This is a genomic window from Leptospira andrefontaineae, from assembly GCF_004770105.1.
Classification (GTDB): Bacteria; Spirochaetota; Leptospiria; order Leptospirales; family Leptospiraceae; genus Leptospira_B; species Leptospira_B andrefontaineae.
Genome location: NZ_RQEY01000016.1, coordinates 61,506 through 77,355, shown reverse-complemented (window position 1 = coordinate 77,355; position 15,850 = coordinate 61,506). Strand labels below are relative to the sequence as shown.

The window sequence follows — 15,850 nt, the reverse complement described above, 5'->3', positions numbered from 1 at the left end:
GAGAATTTTCAATCCTTTAGCGATAAGGATGAAAGAATAGAGAAGATTATAAAACTATACGCGAAGTATAATTTTATAAGAGTCCATTTAGATCTTGATTGCGTTTTGTTTTAGAATTTTTAAAAACTCATCCTCAGAGACTACTTGTACTCCTAACTCTTGCGCCTTATCCAATTTAGAACCGGCGCCTGGCCCTGCCAAAAGGTGAGTTGTTTTAGAGGAGATAGATCCTACTTTTTTACCACCGTAATAAACAACCAGATCCATCGCCTTATCTCTAGGCTGGAAGTTTTCAAAGGAACCGGATACACACCAGCTTTGTCCTGCAAATGGCTGTTTATCCGATTTCTCGATTGGGTCAGCCTTCATCTTGAGTCCGGCTTTTTTCAAACGATCGATAAGAGAAAGAATTCGTTTATCGGTAAAATTCTCCTGAATCGCTTCTACAGTAGAAGGGCCAATGCCTGGAATTTCTAAGACGTTTTCCAGCTTCTTAGGATTTTTAGCTGCAGCGATAATAGAATCGATCGTATCATACCCATTCTCCGTCAGAAGTTCAGCAACTTTAGGACCGATCTCTCTCAAACCCAAAGAAGAGAGTACAAATCTAAAATCCTTCTTCTTGGATTCTTCAATCCCGTTTAGGATGATGGATACGCTCTTTTCTCCGTATCCTTCCTCTTCCATTAACTTTTCTTTATGTTTATTTAGAGAATAAAGATCTGCTATATCCTTGATATACTTTTGATCATATAAAAATTCTACCTGTTTCTCTCCCAGACCTTCTATATCCATTTGTTTGCGTGAACAATAGAATATGATACCATTCTTAACTCGATCAGGGCATTCGGGGTTCGGACAAAAATAATCTACGGAGTCTTGTTTCTTTTCGGTCTTAGTACCGCAGCAAGGGCAACGAAGTGGGATTTTGAAAACTTCCTTTCCCGGAGTGACAACTTCCTCCACTGCAGGAATGATCTCCCCTCTTTTGGAAATTCTTACGATTGCTCCAATCCCTACTCCTAGCTCATCAATATAATCTTGGTTATGTAATGTTGCAAATGTAACCGTAGTTCCGGCTAAACTGATAGGCTCGATTTCTGCTCTTGGAGTGATCTTTCCTGTTCGTCCTACTGCGTAATCAATTCCTACAATCTTACTTTCTTTCATCAAAGCATCGAACTTATAAGCACGAGCCCAACGAGGAGAATGAGACGTATAACCTAAGGCTTCTCTTTTAGAAAGATCGTTGAGTTTGATAACTAATCCGTCCGTAGGAAATCCGACTTTCTCTTTCTTCTTTTTAAAGTCTTTGATCGCAGCAGGGATCTCAGAACCTTTCAGCAATTTAGTATCAGGAGGAAGAGGAAATTTTAGGTCTTCTGCCTTCTTCATTACCTCTTGGTGAGTTTTAAATTTTGCCTTAGAACCCGGAAAAAATGCATCATAAGTAAATATTCTGAGAGGTCGTTTTGCAACGTCTGAAGAATTTTTCTGCTTCAAAGAACCTGAGGATAAATTTCTAGGATTGGCATACCTTCCTTCAGAAGCCTCGTTAAATTCTTCAAAGTCGGAGAATGTCATATAAACCTCTCCTCTTAAATAAATGGAAACAGTTTCAGATAACCTAAGCGGAATGGATCGAATGGTCCGGATGTTTTCAGTAACATCATCTCCGATCCCTCCTGTGCCTCTGGTCACTCCGTTAGCAAGAATTCCATTTTCATAATATAACATGAGAGAAGCGCCATCTATCTTCCATTCCACAGAATATAGCTCATCCGGCCCAGTTTTCTGGATCCATTCCATTAGTTCTTCTTCGTTATAGGTGTTTTCTAGTGAGAGAACAGGGAGTTTATGAGTGAATTTCTCGAAATCTTTGTCCAGATCGGAACCAACGCTCAAGGTGGGACTGGCAGGATCTGCTAATTTTGGAAATGTTTCTTCGAAAGCTTGGAGCCTTTTGAACATCTGATCGAAATCATAATCAGATATTTTGGGAGTGTTCTTAACGTAATATAAGTATTGATGATAGCGGAGCTGCTCTTCCAAAGAGCGCATTTCTTTTTCCGCCTGCTTTGGATCCTTTGGCAGATCTATGGAAACTTTTTTAGATACTTCGGTTGGCTCCGCTTTTTTAGAGGAGGTCTTTTTAGCCGGGACTTTTTTAGGCATAGTTGATTATATAAAATTAATATTGGCCGAAACCTACTTTCATATAATCCATAGGATCGGTACGATTTGATTCTCCGATCCATACTTCATAATGAAGGTGGGGACCAGTTACGTTCCCTGTGGCTCCCACAGTAGCGATCCTCTGTCCCTTATGAACATATTCACCTTCTCTTACTTTTAAAGAAGTACAGTGACCATACAAACTATAATATCCGTTTGCATGAGCGATCACTATATGATTTCCATATCCTCTATTAGAGTAAATAGCTCTATAAACTCTTCCGTCTCCGGTCGCAGCAATATCAGTACCTGGAACGTTTGCTAAGTCTACCCCGTCATGGAATTCCATATATCCGAAAGTAGGAGATCTTCTCATTCCATAATAAGAAGTTAAATTATAAGATAATAATGGCTCTCCGAATGGAAGAGAATTCATAATACCATATCTTGAATCTAAGAAGCTAAACACTGAATCCACGAGAGCCTTGTTCTTCTCCATGGAGACTCTTACAGAACGATATCCGTAAATTTCAGAAAGATAAGATCTTCCGAGCATAAGATCCTTATCTACCGCTTCTTCTACCTTTAATTCTGTAGCAGCTAAATCTTCTGAGTCTGACTCATCAGGAAGTTTAAGCAATTCATCGGACTCGCCATCGATCAACGAATGAACTTCCTGTAAATTTTCGTTCAGACTCGCGAAATCGTCTCGGATATCTCCTAACTTTTCGCTATATTCGATATATTCGTCGAAGTACTTTCCGTAAACGGATGCAAGTGCGTTGATCTGGATCCTGGTATTATTATAACGAACGATTCCTAAAACTGCGATCCCAACGATCGCAAACAATAATCCTACTAAGAAGAAGATAGTGAAGATAGAAATTTGGAAGTGGAAGGACTTATCGAACCCATGCGGAATTAAAAGAACCGTCAACCTTTGGTGACCTTTTTCTTTTACCTGGTCGATGCGTTTTTTTATCATCTTTTCCATGGTCGAAATCCCTCTGGTAGAAGGATTCCGGCCGGGAAAGATAGGGTCAAGTGGAAACTATGTTTAATAAAATTCCATACTTCGGTCTTAATGTGACTAAAGGTTCCATAACGACTGGATGATTTGAATCCGTTTGGAATTTGTAGTTTTTGACCAACATTGCAAGTATCAGTGTAGCTTCGGTTAATGCAAAAATATTACCGATACAGATCCTTGGTCCTCCCCCAAAAGGAAGATATGCATACTTAGGCCTATCCGCAGATCTTTCTTCATCAAAACGATCCGGATCAAACTTGTCAGGATTTTCCCAAAAATTCGGATTTCGATGAATATTAAAAATACAGATGGAGATATTCGTGCCGGTCTCCACATCATAACCGCCCACTTGATCCGGTCCCATTGCAGTCCTTTCAATCACCCAGGCAGGAGGATATAATCTCAAAACTTCATCCAATACTTTGCGAGTGTATGTCAATTTTTGAACATCTTCCAAAGTTGGAGTCTTATCACCTAAAACTCTATTTGCTTCTTCTCTTACTTTTTCGCAGATCTCAGGATGTTTAGATAAAAGATAGAATCCCCAAGACAATGCGTTTGCAGTTGTTTCATGTCCTGCAAGAAGAAGTGTGATTGCCTCGTCCCTTACCTGGCTTTCGCTCATAGTCTCGCCAGTTTCTTCATCTCGAACTTCCAGAAGCATCGAGATCAAATCGTTAGAAGGATTTTTTTTACGTTCCGCAATCAACTCGTCGACTACGGAATGCATATCTTTCAATGCACGTTTGAGTTTTAAATTTTCAGGCGTAGGCCAACTGAATGGAAATGGAAAAATACGAGTGATCCTTTTTGTGACCAACTCCAGCGCGATCTTTAAAGAATGTTCGATTCTTGCAGCATAACTTTCTACTTCCGTTCTGAATAAAGTCCTGCCGACAATTGCAAACGTTAGTCGCATCATCTCTTTAGAAATGTCTAAACTGGAGATCTTCTTCCAATTTTCGGAAGTTTTTTCGGTTTCCTGAGCCATGATCTCTACGAACTCGGAAATCCTTTGTTTATGGAAAGAAGGTTGGATAAGCTTTCTTTGTTTCTTCCAAAATTCTCCTTCGCTATTTAACAAACCTTTACCTAAAATTCTTCCGAGTTCTTTGTAAAAAACTCCCTTATGATAGTTCTGGTTATTCTCTTGAAGGACTCTTTTGATATCTTCCGGCTGAGTAATTAAATGAAAAACGATCGATCTCAAACCAAATCGGGCTGAATTTCCGAATTTGGATTGCATCAATTGGAAAAAGCCAATCGGATCTTTTGCCAATTTCGAAACGTAAGGAAGTGCCCGGATACCGAAAACCCCAGGAGGAAGATTCGGTTTATTTTTTTTGGTGCGACTCGAAGTCGGTTCGTGCAAGGAAAACAAGAGTGTACTCCTAGTCCAAGAAGGACATTTGGATTAGTTTCACCCAACCAATCCTTGCCGCAATTCTATGTAACAACCGCTATATTAGCAAGCCGAGTTTGTATTTATTTTTAAAAACCTATCTACGTTCGAAAGAAGTTTCGATCAACGCATCCATATCCATCAAAGAAGAAGAAGGTACGGTAGAAGAACTAGTATCTTCCTGATTCAAATCAGGAGTTTGCATACTAGTCTCCGCTTCCTCGAAAGTTCCTTCAATTTGTTCTTCTATCAAGACCTGCCAATCTCCGGATTCGGAGTCTCCTTCAGGCTGAAAGTAAAAAGAAGATAAACCAAGACCCACAATAATAAGTCCGCTAAATGAAAAGATGAAAAATCGCTTAAAGCTAGCGATCTTACGCCTTCTCATTATCTTTGCAGAGATATTATCACTCCATTCGTAACTTTCTAAACGACGGAAAATCTCTTGGTCTAACTTTTCTCTGTTTTTATCTTCCATTTCCGATTATCTCTAGGTCTCTTGAAAAAAAAGTTTCTTCAACATTTGTTTGCCTCGGAATGATCGGGATTTAACTGTTCCTTCCGGAATTCCCAACTTCTCCGCAATCTGTTGTTCTTTGTATCCTTCGGAAACTAATGCAAGTACTGACTTATATTTCCAAGGAAGATTGGAGATCAAATCTTGGAGTTCAATGTCCATTCCAGAATCTGAATATTCTTCTCTTGGGTTTAAGATGGAATCTTGAGTTGCTTTTTCCTTCAGCTTCATCGCAAGGTTTGCCTGGCGCATACGCTTTTGGTTCATTCTCAAGGATTCGTTTCTTGCGATTGTATACAACCAAGTACTATGGGAAGATTCTCCCCTGAACTTATTGGCTGCTAAACTTTTATAAGCACGGATATAAGTCTCTTGTACAACATCATCGATGGTGTCGTAAAACTCTTCGTATAAATTCTTTTTAATCGCGGAGAGCACGATATGTTTCGTACTGTCTATCAATCCGGCAAATTCTCTTTGGTCCATTTTAGTTTCCTTATCTCAGGATGCCCGGCACAGGCAAAATTATTCTCTCGGGAACAAACAGATTCAAGGGGAACCCTGGAGCTTCCCTATGCTCCTCGGGTAGGGTAACTAATTCCCTTTCCTTTCCCCTCTTTTTTTGCTCAGAGGATAAAACCCTTTCGATCGCGAGCCGATGCGCGATTTGATTCATCCGGATTTCGGATGTATATCTTGCAATCGCGTTAACGAGAAGTCGAACTTTGACTAGATCTGGATTTTCATCCATCAATACCAGTTCGAGTTCGACTTGTTTCGGAGATAATCTACGAAGCCATCTTTCATGCTCGTTCTTATATCTCCGGTTCAGCTCAGCGATACGTTCGAGTTGTGTGTCTGTAAGAATATAACGATTTTTAAATGAATCTAGGTCACCGAAAACTACTCCGGCTGCTCTTTCATTACGATAGAAGGAGATAGTACGAATAGGTCGGGCAGTATGAAAACTGGTTTTGGAATCTTGCGAGAAAAGATACGCCGGCGTGAGGAACACACCGGCCAGAGCAACTCTGACGAATGAATTCAGGAGATTCATGAGTCTTACTCGGTTCATAACCTAGTGTATCCTAAGACCCCAAGGTAGCCGCCATGTTTCCAAATATCGATCTAAATTTTTGTTCCGGGAAAAAAAGAAATCCGGTCTTCTTAAAGAGAACATAATTTGGGACAAAACCTGAATTTCGGGGAAAATTCCTTTTCCAGAACCGGTTCTTTGGCGTATTCTCCCCTTAAAGTAATATGGACTTTGGACTAAAAAACAAGGAAATCCAGAAAACTCCCGGAGCCCGTTTCCGGGGAAAGCTTAGGCTTGCAGTTTTACTCGCTGCCGCAATCTGCATTGGGATTCCGGCTTCGATAGATCTTTCCATCGAATGGGATTACGAAAACCGAAGTGCTCATGCAGGAAATTATCGTTCTCTTAAGCCGGCAACAGTTGCAATCGTTCCGGGTGCTTCCGTTTACAAAGGAATTCCTTCTCCCGTTTTGCAAGATCGTCTAGATTGTGCGATAGAACTTTATAAACAGGGGAAGGTCCGAAAAATTCTTCTCTCGGGTGATAATGGTACTAGCTACTATAATGAAGTGAAGCCGATGCTTTTGTACGTTTTAGAAAGAGGAGTGAATGAGAAAGATGTGTTCGTAGATCATGCAGGTTTTAGAACATTAGATACTTTAGTAAGAGCAAAAGAAATTTTCCAAGTCAAAGATGCGATCTTTGTAAGCCAAAAATTCCACCAACCAAGGGCTGCGTTCATTTCTAAAAAGATAGGATTAGATCTACAATCTTATGAATCGGATAGAAGGATCTATATTAGCGGACCTACAAGCAGGTTCAGAGAATTTTTTGCAAGAACCTTGGCTTGGATCGATATGAACCTTGCGAACACCGCACCAAAATATTTAGGAAAACCGTTTCCAATAGAAGGAAGCGGAGTTAAAACCTGGAAGGGTTCCGTAATTTAAGAAGAATATTCTGTTTTTCGAATATGTTCGAAAATTTCTCGGACTGCTTCCTTTACAGATATGGCTGGGGACCAACCTAAGGATCTTAGTTTAGAATTATTTCCCAAAGATCTTTTCATTTCCGCAGGTCTCAGTCTTGAAGGATCTTGTTTGGAAACTAATTTAGAATCCGCAAATTCTAAGATCCATTCCAAAACTTGAGAGATAGATGTTTCAGATCCCGAACAAATATTATAAACTTCTCCGCTTATTCCTTTATTTGCTAAAAGAAGATAAGCTTTCACTACATCAGTCACATGCAAGAAATCACGCGTAGGAGTCAGATCTCCGACTAAAATTTCAGAAGAAACGTTTTTGGAAATATTTTCCAATACCTGTTTGCAAAAATTCGGAACCACAAAGTTTGGATTTTGCCCGATACCAATATGATTAAAAGGCCTTGCAATTACGGTTTCTATATTTTGGTAAGAACGAGAATATTGAAGGCAATACGTTTCAGCTGCGAGCTTGGAAGAAGCGTAAGGATTTACAGGACTTGGAAGAAGGCTCTCTGAAACTGGAAGTTGTTCTTCCTTTATATTTCCATATACTTCAGAAGAAGATACATATACTAATTTAACTTTTTTACCAGATCGTTTAAAACATTCTAAAATATTTAATGTGCCGGCCACATTAATAAGTAATGTTTCCTCAGGATTTTCGATAGATCTTGGAACGAATGTTTGGCCAGCTAAATGGAACAATACATCAGGCGAATAGGACTCGAATACTTGTTGGAGTGATTGGATATCTCGGATATCACAAACCTTGTAAGGAAATGGGAACTCAGTATTTTTGGGATTCATTCCCAGGCCCAGAAGTTCGGACCCAGATCCTCGTGTAAGTTCTCGGACCAGATAAGATCCGACAAAACCTTCCGCTCCTGTGATCATGTATTTCATGTTTGTTATGGTCAATCGAAGTAAAAATACGATTGTTTTGTCGAATAAGAAAAAAACAATCGAATAAAAGTCCGGGCTCCCATGGAAGAAAGATCTTCAGATATTATAGAAATCAAGGACAGCTCGGTTAATGTCCGCGAGCTCATGGAAGAGATAGAATCCAGGCTTGCCAGAAGACCGGTTTCCAAGGAAGAATTGGAACGTCTTTCTCGTTGGAAGTTTTCTCCCCAATCCCCTGAAGGATACAGGGAATTTGATGCTGCAGAAACAGCTCATTTATTCGAAAAAGGGATCTCTCCTCCTAAATTCACTAATCCAAAATTTAAGTACATCCGCGGCCCGATCCGTTGGCTGTTTATCAAATTGATTGAGCTTTATGCCTTTCTAGATAAAAAACTTTCTGAAAACAGAACTCGAGCATTTTACAGTGTTTTGAATGAATTGATCCTCTTAAGAGGAGATCATGAAAAGTTAAAACGTAAATTCGAGAAGTTCTACAGCGAGTTTGTAGAATTGAATTATACTCTTAAAAAAGAGATCAGCCCTGAATTTGTTTGGTCCAACGAGTTTTTATATGAAGAAGAAACTCTAGAAGAAAGTGAAACTCTTATCCTTTCCAGATTAAACCCTGGAGATTCAGTTCTCGCGATCAATCCTGAATGGGGAAAATTCCTCAAACAACTCTTAAAAGCGCAGATAGAATTTAAAGCAGTCACTTGGAATAAATCCCAATATTCTTATATCAAAGAAAATATTACGAATTCAGTCTCCCTTCTATCTTTTGAAGAAGTTCTTCCTGAATCCCCTCTTCCTTCTAAAATTATTTCAAACGCAAATCTATGCCTTTTGCCAAATTGGGTTCTGGAAAAACTTTTCAAATCCCTGGCTTCTAAAACTTCCGGTGGGACAGAATTCATCTTTAGATATTCCAATTATTCAAATAGAATGGTCTCACCTTTCCAACCAATCCTCTTGACTCAGATCAGCGAGTCCGCATTTAGAGAGTTCTTACAAAAATTAGGTTTTAAGAATATAGTGGATACCAAGGCCGGAGACGGTTTCTCGGTGTTTAGTTTCAGAAAATGAATGCCTATCTCCATATTTCCGAATTTAGGGATAAGGACGGGATCGGAAACGATATCAAGGGTTTAAGAGAAGTTTTAAATTCTTCCGGCATCAAAACAGAAATCGTTTGCCAAAATGATCTGAGTGATGGTTCGATCAAAACCTTATTAACGGAAGAACTGCACAATGAGAATAATCTATCCTCAAGTTCCATGCATATTTTGGAATACGGTGGCTCCGGGTATCCGATCGATTCTTTTCTTTCCTTTCCCGGCAGAAAATTTGTTCGTTATCAGAACATAACTCCTCCTAAGTTTTTTAAACCTTTCGTTTCTCAGGATATATTCAGAAGTTTCGAAATGGATTATAAAAAATCCATATTAGAATTACATAAACTGAAAAGATCTATAGAGCGCTTTCTTCCGAGTTCCAAATACAGCGCATCCAATTTGGAAGACCTGAACATAATAAACTCCAGTGTCCTACCGATTGTTAGAAAGTACGGATGGAAGGGAGAAAAACGGAATCGTAAGAACGGCTACACTCTCGGCTATGTGGGAAGATTAGTCCCAAGCAAAAAGATAGAAGATATCCTATTTCTTTCCTATTTTTTGAATAGAATAGAACCTAAATATAGGATCTTGTTGATCGGAAATGTTCCTAGCATTTTCGAAGAATATTTTTCCAACTTAAAGCAGATGACAAGAGAACTTGGAATCGGTGGAAATGTTCAATTCAGAATGGGGGTCCAAGATTCAGAGCTACCTAGATTTTGGGAAGAGATGGACGCCTATATCAGCATGAGTGAACACGAAGGTTTTGGCATTCCTCTTGTGGAAGCATTGAGTTATGATATTCCAGTTTTTGCATATGCCTGCACTGCCGTTCCGGAAACATTAAAGGACGCAGGATATCTTTTCCGAAAAAAAGATCTAAGCAGTTTGGAAAAATTAGCTGAGTGGATCCATTTTATATTAGAATCTCAATCTTCCTCACGACCAGTGGATGGTCCTCATGCTTCTTCCAAAAGAAGAGAAGTGTGTATGGATTATGATTCCATGCCTTACGGAAGAGTTTTAAAACAGATATTCACGTTTAAAGAAGCGGCTGCCTCATGATCTTCAGAAGGAGAGGAGTTCATCAATTCGCAGCCGGTTTTAATTTAGGGGATGCAATTTCTAATGAGATGAATTCCTTAAAATCTGTTTTCAAAAAGATAGGATATTCCTCCGAAATATATGCAGAAAATACAGGCCCAGGAACGGATGCTTTTGTAAAAAAGTATAAGGCATATTCCTCCAATAGTAAAGATATTATAATATATCATCACTCCATCCATTCGGATGTTTTGGAAACAGTATTAAAACCGAAGAATTCTAAAATCCTAATATATCATAACGTAACGCCGGGTCATTTTTTCGAAAAATACGATCTAAAACTTACTTATCTTCTGCGTAAAGGAAGAGAAGAATTAGAATCCTTAAGAAACAAATTCGATAAGGTGTTCGCAGTTTCCGAATACAATAAATCGGAACTTATGGATCTGGGTTTCGAAAATGTAGATGTTCTACCGATCACTTACCAGCTTCCGCAAGGAAGACAGACTTTTAAGGAAAATTTCCCCAAGAATAGACCCAATATTCCACGCTTCTTATTTGTAGGAAGAATTGCACCGAACAAAAAGCAGGATGACCTGATCCGATTTGCATTTCATTATCTAAAAGCCTACGGCCCTGAGTTCCAACTTTTTATGGTAGGATTCAGCTCCAAAGAATTGTATTTATACAGAGAAGAATTGGAACGAATGCTCGATTTTTATAAATTGAGAAAGAATGTGATCATCACTGATTTTTTATCCGATGAAGAATTAAAATCGATGTACTTAAACTGCGATCTTTTTTTATCGATGAGCGAGCATGAAGGGTTTTGTGTTCCGTTATTGGAAGCGATGGTGCATAATATTCCGATCCTTGCATTCGATGGAGGCGCTGTAGGCGAAACTCTTTCAGGTGCTGGGATCTTATTCAAAGAAAAAAGAATGGATATGATCGTGGAACTTGCCCACAAAATGGTAACGGATCGAAGTTGGAAAGACTTAATCCTTGAAACCCAACAAAGACGTTTATCTTCGTTCTCCCAAATCAACGCAGAAACAGTATTGAGGCCAGTCCTTGCTAGACTCACGTAGAAGATTAGCCGTAGTTACTCCTATTTTTTCGGATCATATTTCAGGTGGTTCCGAAAAACTAATCTATCAATATACTCTAATATTATCCAAGTTCTATGAGGTAACGGTTCTTGCGAGCCGCTCCTTGGATTATATCACTTGGAAAAATCAAATCCCAATCACCGACTTGGAACCCGTACTTCTTGGAAAAGATCTAGAGAAGAAGGTCAGTAGAGAATGGATAGAACCAGAACCAGGAAACCGGATCAGAGTTTTAAGATTCTCCGTAGATAAAGAAAGAAATATTTCTAAGTTCAATAGATTTTCAGATAAACTATTCAGAAATTCTGAATCAGGAAAAAGTATCAGCTCCCAAGAGGAAAAAGAAAGGATCTGGGTGGATATGCAGGGCCCTTATTGTCCTGATCTGATCCAATACATAGAAACAAATGAAAGAGATTATGATGTATTCGTTTTTGTTTCTTATCTATATTATCCGATGGTTTATGGACTTCCCTTAGTTGCAAAGAAGTCTGTTGTGATTCCTACATTGCATGACGAGCCTCCTGCAAAATTATCCGTATATTCCAATCTTTTCAAAGACGACTCAGCATATTGTTTTAATACTCCCGAAGAAAAAGCACTCTTTCATAAATTATACGGATATGAGCCCAGCCTAGGAAATGTGATCGGAATGCATTTAGCTATTCCGGAAGAAACGGAGAAAAAAACTTCAGAGAAAAAAAATCCCCAGGACTCCTTTCAGTTTTTGTACGTTGGAAGAATAGACGAAGGAAAAGGTGTCTTGGAAATGGCCCAATACTTTTCCGAGTGGCAGAAAAGAAGCGGCAGGAACGATAAACTACTTCTGGCAGGAAGAGGAGATTCCAAACTCCTACAAAGAATATCAAAATTTTCTCATGTATCTCCTTTAGGTTTCGTAAGCGAAGAAGCAAAGGATGAAATTATCCGTTCTTCGGATATTTTGATCAACCCTTCTCCTATGGAAAGTTTTTCCATTATTATTATGGAAGCTTGGATCCGTAAAAAAGCTGTCCTAGTTAATGGAAGATCAGATGTTCTGAAAGGACATTGTTTGAGAAGTAATGGCGGTTTATATTATTCAGATCTAGACAGCTTTTGTGCAGTCGCAGAATATTTAGTAAACCATAGTAGGGAAAGAGAAGAAATGGGGCTGAATGGCAAGAGATACGTTCAGGCGAACTTCAATCCTGATATCGTGGAAAAAAAGATCGCCCATATCGTAGAAAGATGTATCAGAAGAAGATACTCTGAGTAAAATTACTCCCCGCCTAAAAACTTTAATCCAATCACTGATAATATCAAAGTAGAAAGAAAGAAGATCCTCCAAGTATTGATAGAATCTCCAAAGGAAAGAATTCCGATAATCGCAGTTCCTGCGGCGCCTATTCCAGTCCAAACAGCATAAGCTGTTCCAAGAGAAATATTCTGAGTCGCCTTGTTCAAAAAGTAAAAGCTCAAGGAAGCAAACACGAAAAATCCGAGGCCGTATCTCCAGTCCTTAAAACCGTCGGATAATTTCATACAAGTAGTAAATCCTACTTCGAAAAGTCCTGCTAATACCAATAAAACCCAACTCATATATCTAAATACTCCTGCAAGGTCTCTACCATTTTCTCATGCAATACTCCGTTAGACGCAATCAGACTGGTCACGTATGGATGAAATGTATTGTTAGCAAAGGTACTTAACTTTCCACCAGCTTCCTGAAGGATTGCGGCGGCGGCAGTCATATCCCAAGGTTTCAGATCTTCTTCCCAGAATGCGTCGAATTTACCTTCTGCTACCCAGCAAATATCTAAACCAGCGGACCCTGTCCTTCTCACACCACGAGATCTTAAGATAAATTTTTTCAGATTGAACATAAGTTGTTCAATCTTCTCTTCTCTATCATAAGGAAAACCAGTGCATAATAGAGCCTTTTTGATTTCTTTAGTTTGAGTAACTTTAATGGGAGTTTTATCTTTGAATGCACCTTCTCCCAACATTGCATGATATACATGCCCTAGAGCAGGCATTGGAACGATCCCCATCACTGCTGATCTATTTTCTAAATCTTCCAATCCGATACAGCAGCAATAAAGGGGAATACGATGAGAATAATTTACAGTTCCATCTAAAGGATCTATGATCCATTTAAACTGAGAATTTCCTTCGTAGTTACTTCCTTCTTCCCCTAAGATATGATCGTTAGGAAATGCTTTTCTGATCTCGGAGACGATCAATTCTTCGGAACCCTTGTCTGCAATCGTGACTAAGTCAGATTCAATATTTCCTTTAAAGGAAATTTGCAGATCTTCTCTTTCGTGAGTTTTTTTTAGGAACTCAGAGATTGTCGGGGCAAAGTTTAGGAAGTGTTGGTATCTTATCTTGATTTCGTTTTGGTAGCTCATTGGAGAAGTTTTTCAATTCTCCAGGGTACCCTCTGGATTGGAATCTAAAAAATCCGCCGCCTTCTTCTTATGTTCTTCTTTTACGTACATGGATGCAGCTGCTAAAACTGCAGCAACCACACCTGCATCGTCTATATAACCTGCACCGAATAGAATATCCGGGATCGCATCAAAAGGTGTAAGAAAATAAGCAAGTGCACCTGCGATCGTAAGTTTTGCTTTTAGGGGGGTAGAAGGATCCAACATCGCATAGTATAAAGCGATTGCATCCGCAAGAAAAGGAACCTTCCCCGCGACCTTCTTCACCTTAGGCCAAAAACCTTGTTTGATCTTTTCTATTTTATCTTCTTCCATAAGCGTTAGTACGTACAAGTATCTGATGTATAATTCGTAATCATCCAGCAAAAAATTTCCTTAATTTTATATTGAAAAGGATAACATTTAATCTAAAATTTCGTCCCAACCTTAGACTTAGTAAATTAAATCAGGAGCTTTGAATGAAACTCGTTCGAATTGCGGCCGTTTTAGTGCTTTTATTTGCGGCATCTGGAACTTGGGCAAAGGATCTTTGTGAAGGAAAGAAAAAAGGTACAGTTTACTTTTTTGATAAAGAAATTTCAAGGGACTCCGCTTTACCTGCAGAAGTTTCCAAATGGAATTTTTCAGGAGAAATGTGGGCTCTACTTTGTTTGGCAGATCCTGTAGGTCCTCAAGAAGCGAACGGTAAAAAGTTCCGAATCGTTCTATATGCAAAACAAACTTCGAATCCTGAAGGAAAATATTCTTCTTGGTCGAGCTCAAAACAAGCAGGAGTTTTTAGACCGGAACTATCTGCCGCACGCAAAGAAATCATTTTATATTTTAATGAAGACTTCGATTATAGCGGACTAAAAGCTAAATTAGATCCGGGAGAATATGAGTTTAGATTCCAAGCCGCTACAGAAAAAGGAACCGGAAAATTGGATATAACCATTGATCTGAAAAACGAAGTCGCTTATCTGCAAGAGTTAAGAAAGGCAGGTTATGTTGCTGACGGAAAAATTTCCGTTTCCTTCCAATAACTTATCTATAGATCCGAAGACCTTTTATCACACAAGGTCTTCGGGTTAAAAATTCTCCAAATTATTTTCGAAATTTTCAAATCTTTGGGGAGGATCCAAAATGACCTGCACTTCTTCTCCTGTAAAAGGATCCTTGAATTCTAACCAATATGAAAGAAGTAAAAGTCCATAATTCTCGAAAAGTGCCGCATTCCTGGAGTAGAGTAGGTCTCCAACCACAGGGCATCTTAAACTCTGAAAATGGACTCTGATCTGATGAGTTCTTCCTGTTTCTAGATCTGCTTCGATAAGTGAGAACTTTCTACCGTTTTTGGAAACCGCAGTTTTCAAGATCCTGTAATGAGTAACTGAGGCTCTACCCTTGGTGGTCACAGTCATTTTCAATCTTTCAATAGGATGTCTTCCAATAGGCCTGTCTATCGTACCTTCTCCTTCCGGAAGTGTGCCCTGGACCCAAGCAAGATATTTCTTGGTAATATTCCTTCTTCTAAACAACTCTGAAAGTTTTGCATGTGCTTGATCATTCTTAGCTACGATCATGATCCCTTCCGTTGGTTTATCCAAACGATGCACGATACCCGGCCTTGATTCTCCCCCGATACTCGAAAGTTCCTTAAATTTGTAGAGTAGTCCGTTAACCAAGGTAGCGGATCTATCTCCAGGCCCACTATGAGATGCGATACCTGCCGGTTTACGAATGATCAAATACTGTGGAGTCTCTTTTAAAACTTCAATATCCATTTTTACTGGAGTTAAGTTCAATGGAGGTTTAGGAGGAACTGATATATGGAAATTTTCTCCAGGACTTACCTTGTAGGATGATTTCAGTAAAATTTTTCCTGATCCATCTTTGACCCAACCTGAATCGATCCAATGTTGGATGGAAGCTCTGGAGATCTCATCTCCCAGATAATCCTTTAAAAATCGATCGAGTCTGGATCCCTCAGAGTCGGCGTTAACTTCGGCATGAAGTTCCAGATTCATAATAGTTCTCCTAAGAAATATATAAGCAGGGAAAACGTGTCCCTTTCGCACAGAGGTCTAAAAAAGATTTCCCATTTTGCGAGAATA

The 15,850-nt window shown here is 39.2% G+C and carries 17 protein-coding genes; 6 read left to right on the top strand and 11 right to left on the bottom strand.

Annotation, left to right across the window (positions count from 1 at the left end; genetic code table 11):
- Positions 1 to 87 precede the first annotated feature (87 nt).
- The 6 genes from ligA to EHO65_RS10325 all read right to left on the bottom strand — a co-directional run bounded on the left by ligA (position 88) and on the right by EHO65_RS10325 (position 6,199).
- Positions 88 to 2,175, bottom strand: coding sequence for an NAD-dependent DNA ligase LigA (gene ligA, locus EHO65_RS10350; protein WP_279632290.1), 2,088 nt, complete (start codon positions 2,173 to 2,175; stop codon positions 88 to 90).
- Between the two features lie 16 nt (positions 2,176 to 2,191).
- Positions 2,192 to 3,169, bottom strand: a complete 978-nt coding sequence (locus tag EHO65_RS10345) for a M23 family metallopeptidase (RefSeq protein ID WP_135774040.1) — start codon at positions 3,167 to 3,169, stop codon at positions 2,192 to 2,194.
- A gap of 46 nt (positions 3,170 to 3,215) precedes the next feature.
- The gene (locus EHO65_RS10340) at positions 3,216 to 4,586 is read right to left on the bottom strand and encodes a cytochrome P450 (RefSeq protein ID WP_135774038.1); all 1,371 of its coding nucleotides are present in this window, start codon (positions 4,584 to 4,586) and stop codon (positions 3,216 to 3,218) included.
- A gap of 118 nt (positions 4,587 to 4,704) precedes the next feature.
- Entirely contained in the window at positions 4,705 to 5,085 is a 381-nt protein-coding gene (locus EHO65_RS10335; RefSeq protein WP_135774036.1) for a hypothetical protein, read from the bottom strand.
- A gap of 12 nt (positions 5,086 to 5,097) precedes the next feature.
- The gene (locus EHO65_RS10330) at positions 5,098 to 5,610 is read right to left on the bottom strand and encodes an RNA polymerase sigma factor (RefSeq protein ID WP_135774034.1); all 513 of its coding nucleotides are present in this window, start codon (positions 5,608 to 5,610) and stop codon (positions 5,098 to 5,100) included.
- Positions 5,611 to 5,620: 10 nt separating this feature from the next.
- Positions 5,621 to 6,199, bottom strand: coding sequence for a hypothetical protein (locus EHO65_RS10325; protein ID WP_135774033.1), 579 nt, complete (start codon positions 6,197 to 6,199; stop codon positions 5,621 to 5,623).
- 185 nt (positions 6,200 to 6,384) lie between these two features.
- Between EHO65_RS10325 and EHO65_RS10320 the strand changes: the two genes are divergently transcribed.
- A complete protein-coding gene (locus EHO65_RS10320) occupies positions 6,385 to 7,110 on the top strand; it encodes a SanA/YdcF family protein (RefSeq protein WP_135774031.1) in 726 nt (241 codons plus the stop codon).
- Here EHO65_RS10320 and EHO65_RS10315 read toward each other — a convergent pair.
- Positions 7,107 to 8,051, bottom strand: a complete 945-nt coding sequence (locus EHO65_RS10315; RefSeq protein ID WP_135774029.1) for a GDP-mannose 4,6-dehydratase — start codon at positions 8,049 to 8,051, stop codon at positions 7,107 to 7,109. The genes EHO65_RS10320 and EHO65_RS10315 overlap by 4 nt on opposite strands.
- Before the next feature lie 81 nt (positions 8,052 to 8,132).
- On the opposite strand from EHO65_RS10315, the gene EHO65_RS10310 reads away from it, so the two are divergent.
- The 4 genes from EHO65_RS10310 to EHO65_RS10295 are packed head-to-tail and all read left to right on the top strand — an operon-like array spanning position 8,133 to position 12,583.
- Positions 8,133 to 9,137, top strand: coding sequence for an LIC_10202 family protein (locus EHO65_RS10310; protein WP_135774027.1), 1,005 nt, complete (start codon positions 8,133 to 8,135; stop codon positions 9,135 to 9,137).
- Positions 9,134 to 10,234, top strand: coding sequence for a glycosyltransferase (locus tag EHO65_RS10305; RefSeq protein WP_135774025.1), 1,101 nt, complete (start codon positions 9,134 to 9,136; stop codon positions 10,232 to 10,234). Before EHO65_RS10310 ends, EHO65_RS10305 begins: the two co-directional genes overlap by 4 nt.
- A complete protein-coding gene (locus EHO65_RS10300; protein WP_135774023.1) occupies positions 10,231 to 11,304 on the top strand; it encodes a glycosyltransferase family 4 protein in 1,074 nt (357 codons plus the stop codon). The genes EHO65_RS10305 and EHO65_RS10300 overlap by 4 nt, the downstream gene beginning before the upstream one ends.
- Positions 11,288 to 12,583, top strand: coding sequence for a glycosyltransferase family 4 protein (locus tag EHO65_RS10295; protein WP_135774021.1), 1,296 nt, complete (start codon positions 11,288 to 11,290; stop codon positions 12,581 to 12,583). Before EHO65_RS10300 ends, EHO65_RS10295 begins: the two co-directional genes overlap by 17 nt.
- A 2-nt stretch (positions 12,584 to 12,585) precedes the next feature.
- Here EHO65_RS10295 and EHO65_RS10290 read toward each other — a convergent pair whose 3' ends face one another.
- The 3 genes from EHO65_RS10290 to EHO65_RS10280 are packed head-to-tail and all read right to left on the bottom strand — an operon-like array spanning position 12,586 to position 14,072.
- Complete coding sequence (locus EHO65_RS10290) at positions 12,586 to 12,906, bottom strand: DMT family transporter (protein WP_135774019.1); 321 nt, start codon at positions 12,904 to 12,906, stop codon at positions 12,586 to 12,588.
- Positions 12,903 to 13,718: an inositol monophosphatase family protein gene (locus EHO65_RS10285; RefSeq protein ID WP_135774017.1), complete on the bottom strand. Its 816-nt coding sequence runs from the start codon at positions 13,716 to 13,718 to the stop codon at positions 12,903 to 12,905. The genes EHO65_RS10290 and EHO65_RS10285 overlap by 4 nt, the downstream gene beginning before the upstream one ends.
- Before the next feature lie 12 nt (positions 13,719 to 13,730).
- Complete coding sequence (locus EHO65_RS10280) at positions 13,731 to 14,072, bottom strand: YkvA family protein (protein ID WP_135678565.1); 342 nt, start codon at positions 14,070 to 14,072, stop codon at positions 13,731 to 13,733.
- A gap of 143 nt (positions 14,073 to 14,215) precedes the next feature.
- Between EHO65_RS10280 and EHO65_RS10275 the strand changes: the two genes are divergently transcribed.
- Positions 14,216 to 14,779 carry a hypothetical protein gene (locus tag EHO65_RS10275; RefSeq protein ID WP_135774015.1) on the top strand — a complete coding sequence of 188 codons (564 nt, stop codon included), beginning with the start codon at positions 14,216 to 14,218 and terminating at the stop codon, positions 14,777 to 14,779.
- 45 nt (positions 14,780 to 14,824) lie between these two features.
- Here the strand turns inward: EHO65_RS10275 and EHO65_RS10270 are convergent, their stop codons facing one another.
- On the bottom strand, positions 14,825 to 15,763 hold the full coding sequence (locus EHO65_RS10270; RefSeq protein WP_135774013.1) for an RluA family pseudouridine synthase: 939 nt from the start codon (positions 15,761 to 15,763) through the stop codon (positions 14,825 to 14,827).
- Between the last annotated feature and the right edge of the window lie 87 nt (positions 15,764 to 15,850).

Coding starts and splice junctions, on each gene's coding strand:
- ligA (WP_279632290.1), bottom strand. CDS start 2,175: ATGCCTAAAAAAGTCCCGGCTAAAAAGACCTCCTCTAAAAAAGCGGAG.
- EHO65_RS10345 (WP_135774040.1), bottom strand. CDS start 3,169: ATGGAAAAGATGATAAAAAAACGCATCGACCAGGTAAAAGAAAAAGGT.
- EHO65_RS10335 (WP_135774036.1), bottom strand. CDS start 5,085: ATGGAAGATAAAAACAGAGAAAAGTTAGACCAAGAGATTTTCCGTCGT.
- EHO65_RS10330 (WP_135774034.1), bottom strand. CDS start 5,610: ATGGACCAAAGAGAATTTGCCGGATTGATAGACAGTACGAAACATATC.
- EHO65_RS10325 (WP_135774033.1), bottom strand. CDS start 6,199: ATGAACCGAGTAAGACTCATGAATCTCCTGAATTCATTCGTCAGAGTT.
- EHO65_RS10320 (WP_135774031.1), top strand. CDS start 6,385: ATGGACTTTGGACTAAAAAACAAGGAAATCCAGAAAACTCCCGGAGCC.
- EHO65_RS10315 (WP_135774029.1), bottom strand. CDS start 8,051: ATGAAATACATGATCACAGGAGCGGAAGGTTTTGTCGGATCTTATCTG.
- EHO65_RS10310 (WP_135774027.1), top strand. CDS start 8,133: ATGGAAGAAAGATCTTCAGATATTATAGAAATCAAGGACAGCTCGGTT.
- EHO65_RS10305 (WP_135774025.1), top strand. CDS start 9,134: ATGAATGCCTATCTCCATATTTCCGAATTTAGGGATAAGGACGGGATC.
- EHO65_RS10300 (WP_135774023.1), top strand. CDS start 10,231: ATGATCTTCAGAAGGAGAGGAGTTCATCAATTCGCAGCCGGTTTTAAT.
- EHO65_RS10290 (WP_135774019.1), bottom strand. CDS start 12,906: ATGAGTTGGGTTTTATTGGTATTAGCAGGACTTTTCGAAGTAGGATTT.
- EHO65_RS10285 (WP_135774017.1), bottom strand. CDS start 13,718: ATGAGCTACCAAAACGAAATCAAGATAAGATACCAACACTTCCTAAAC.
- EHO65_RS10280 (WP_135678565.1), bottom strand. CDS start 14,072: ATGGAAGAAGATAAAATAGAAAAGATCAAACAAGGTTTTTGGCCTAAG.
- EHO65_RS10275 (WP_135774015.1), top strand. CDS start 14,216: ATGAAACTCGTTCGAATTGCGGCCGTTTTAGTGCTTTTATTTGCGGCA.
- EHO65_RS10270 (WP_135774013.1), bottom strand. CDS start 15,763: ATGAATCTGGAACTTCATGCCGAAGTTAACGCCGACTCTGAGGGATCC.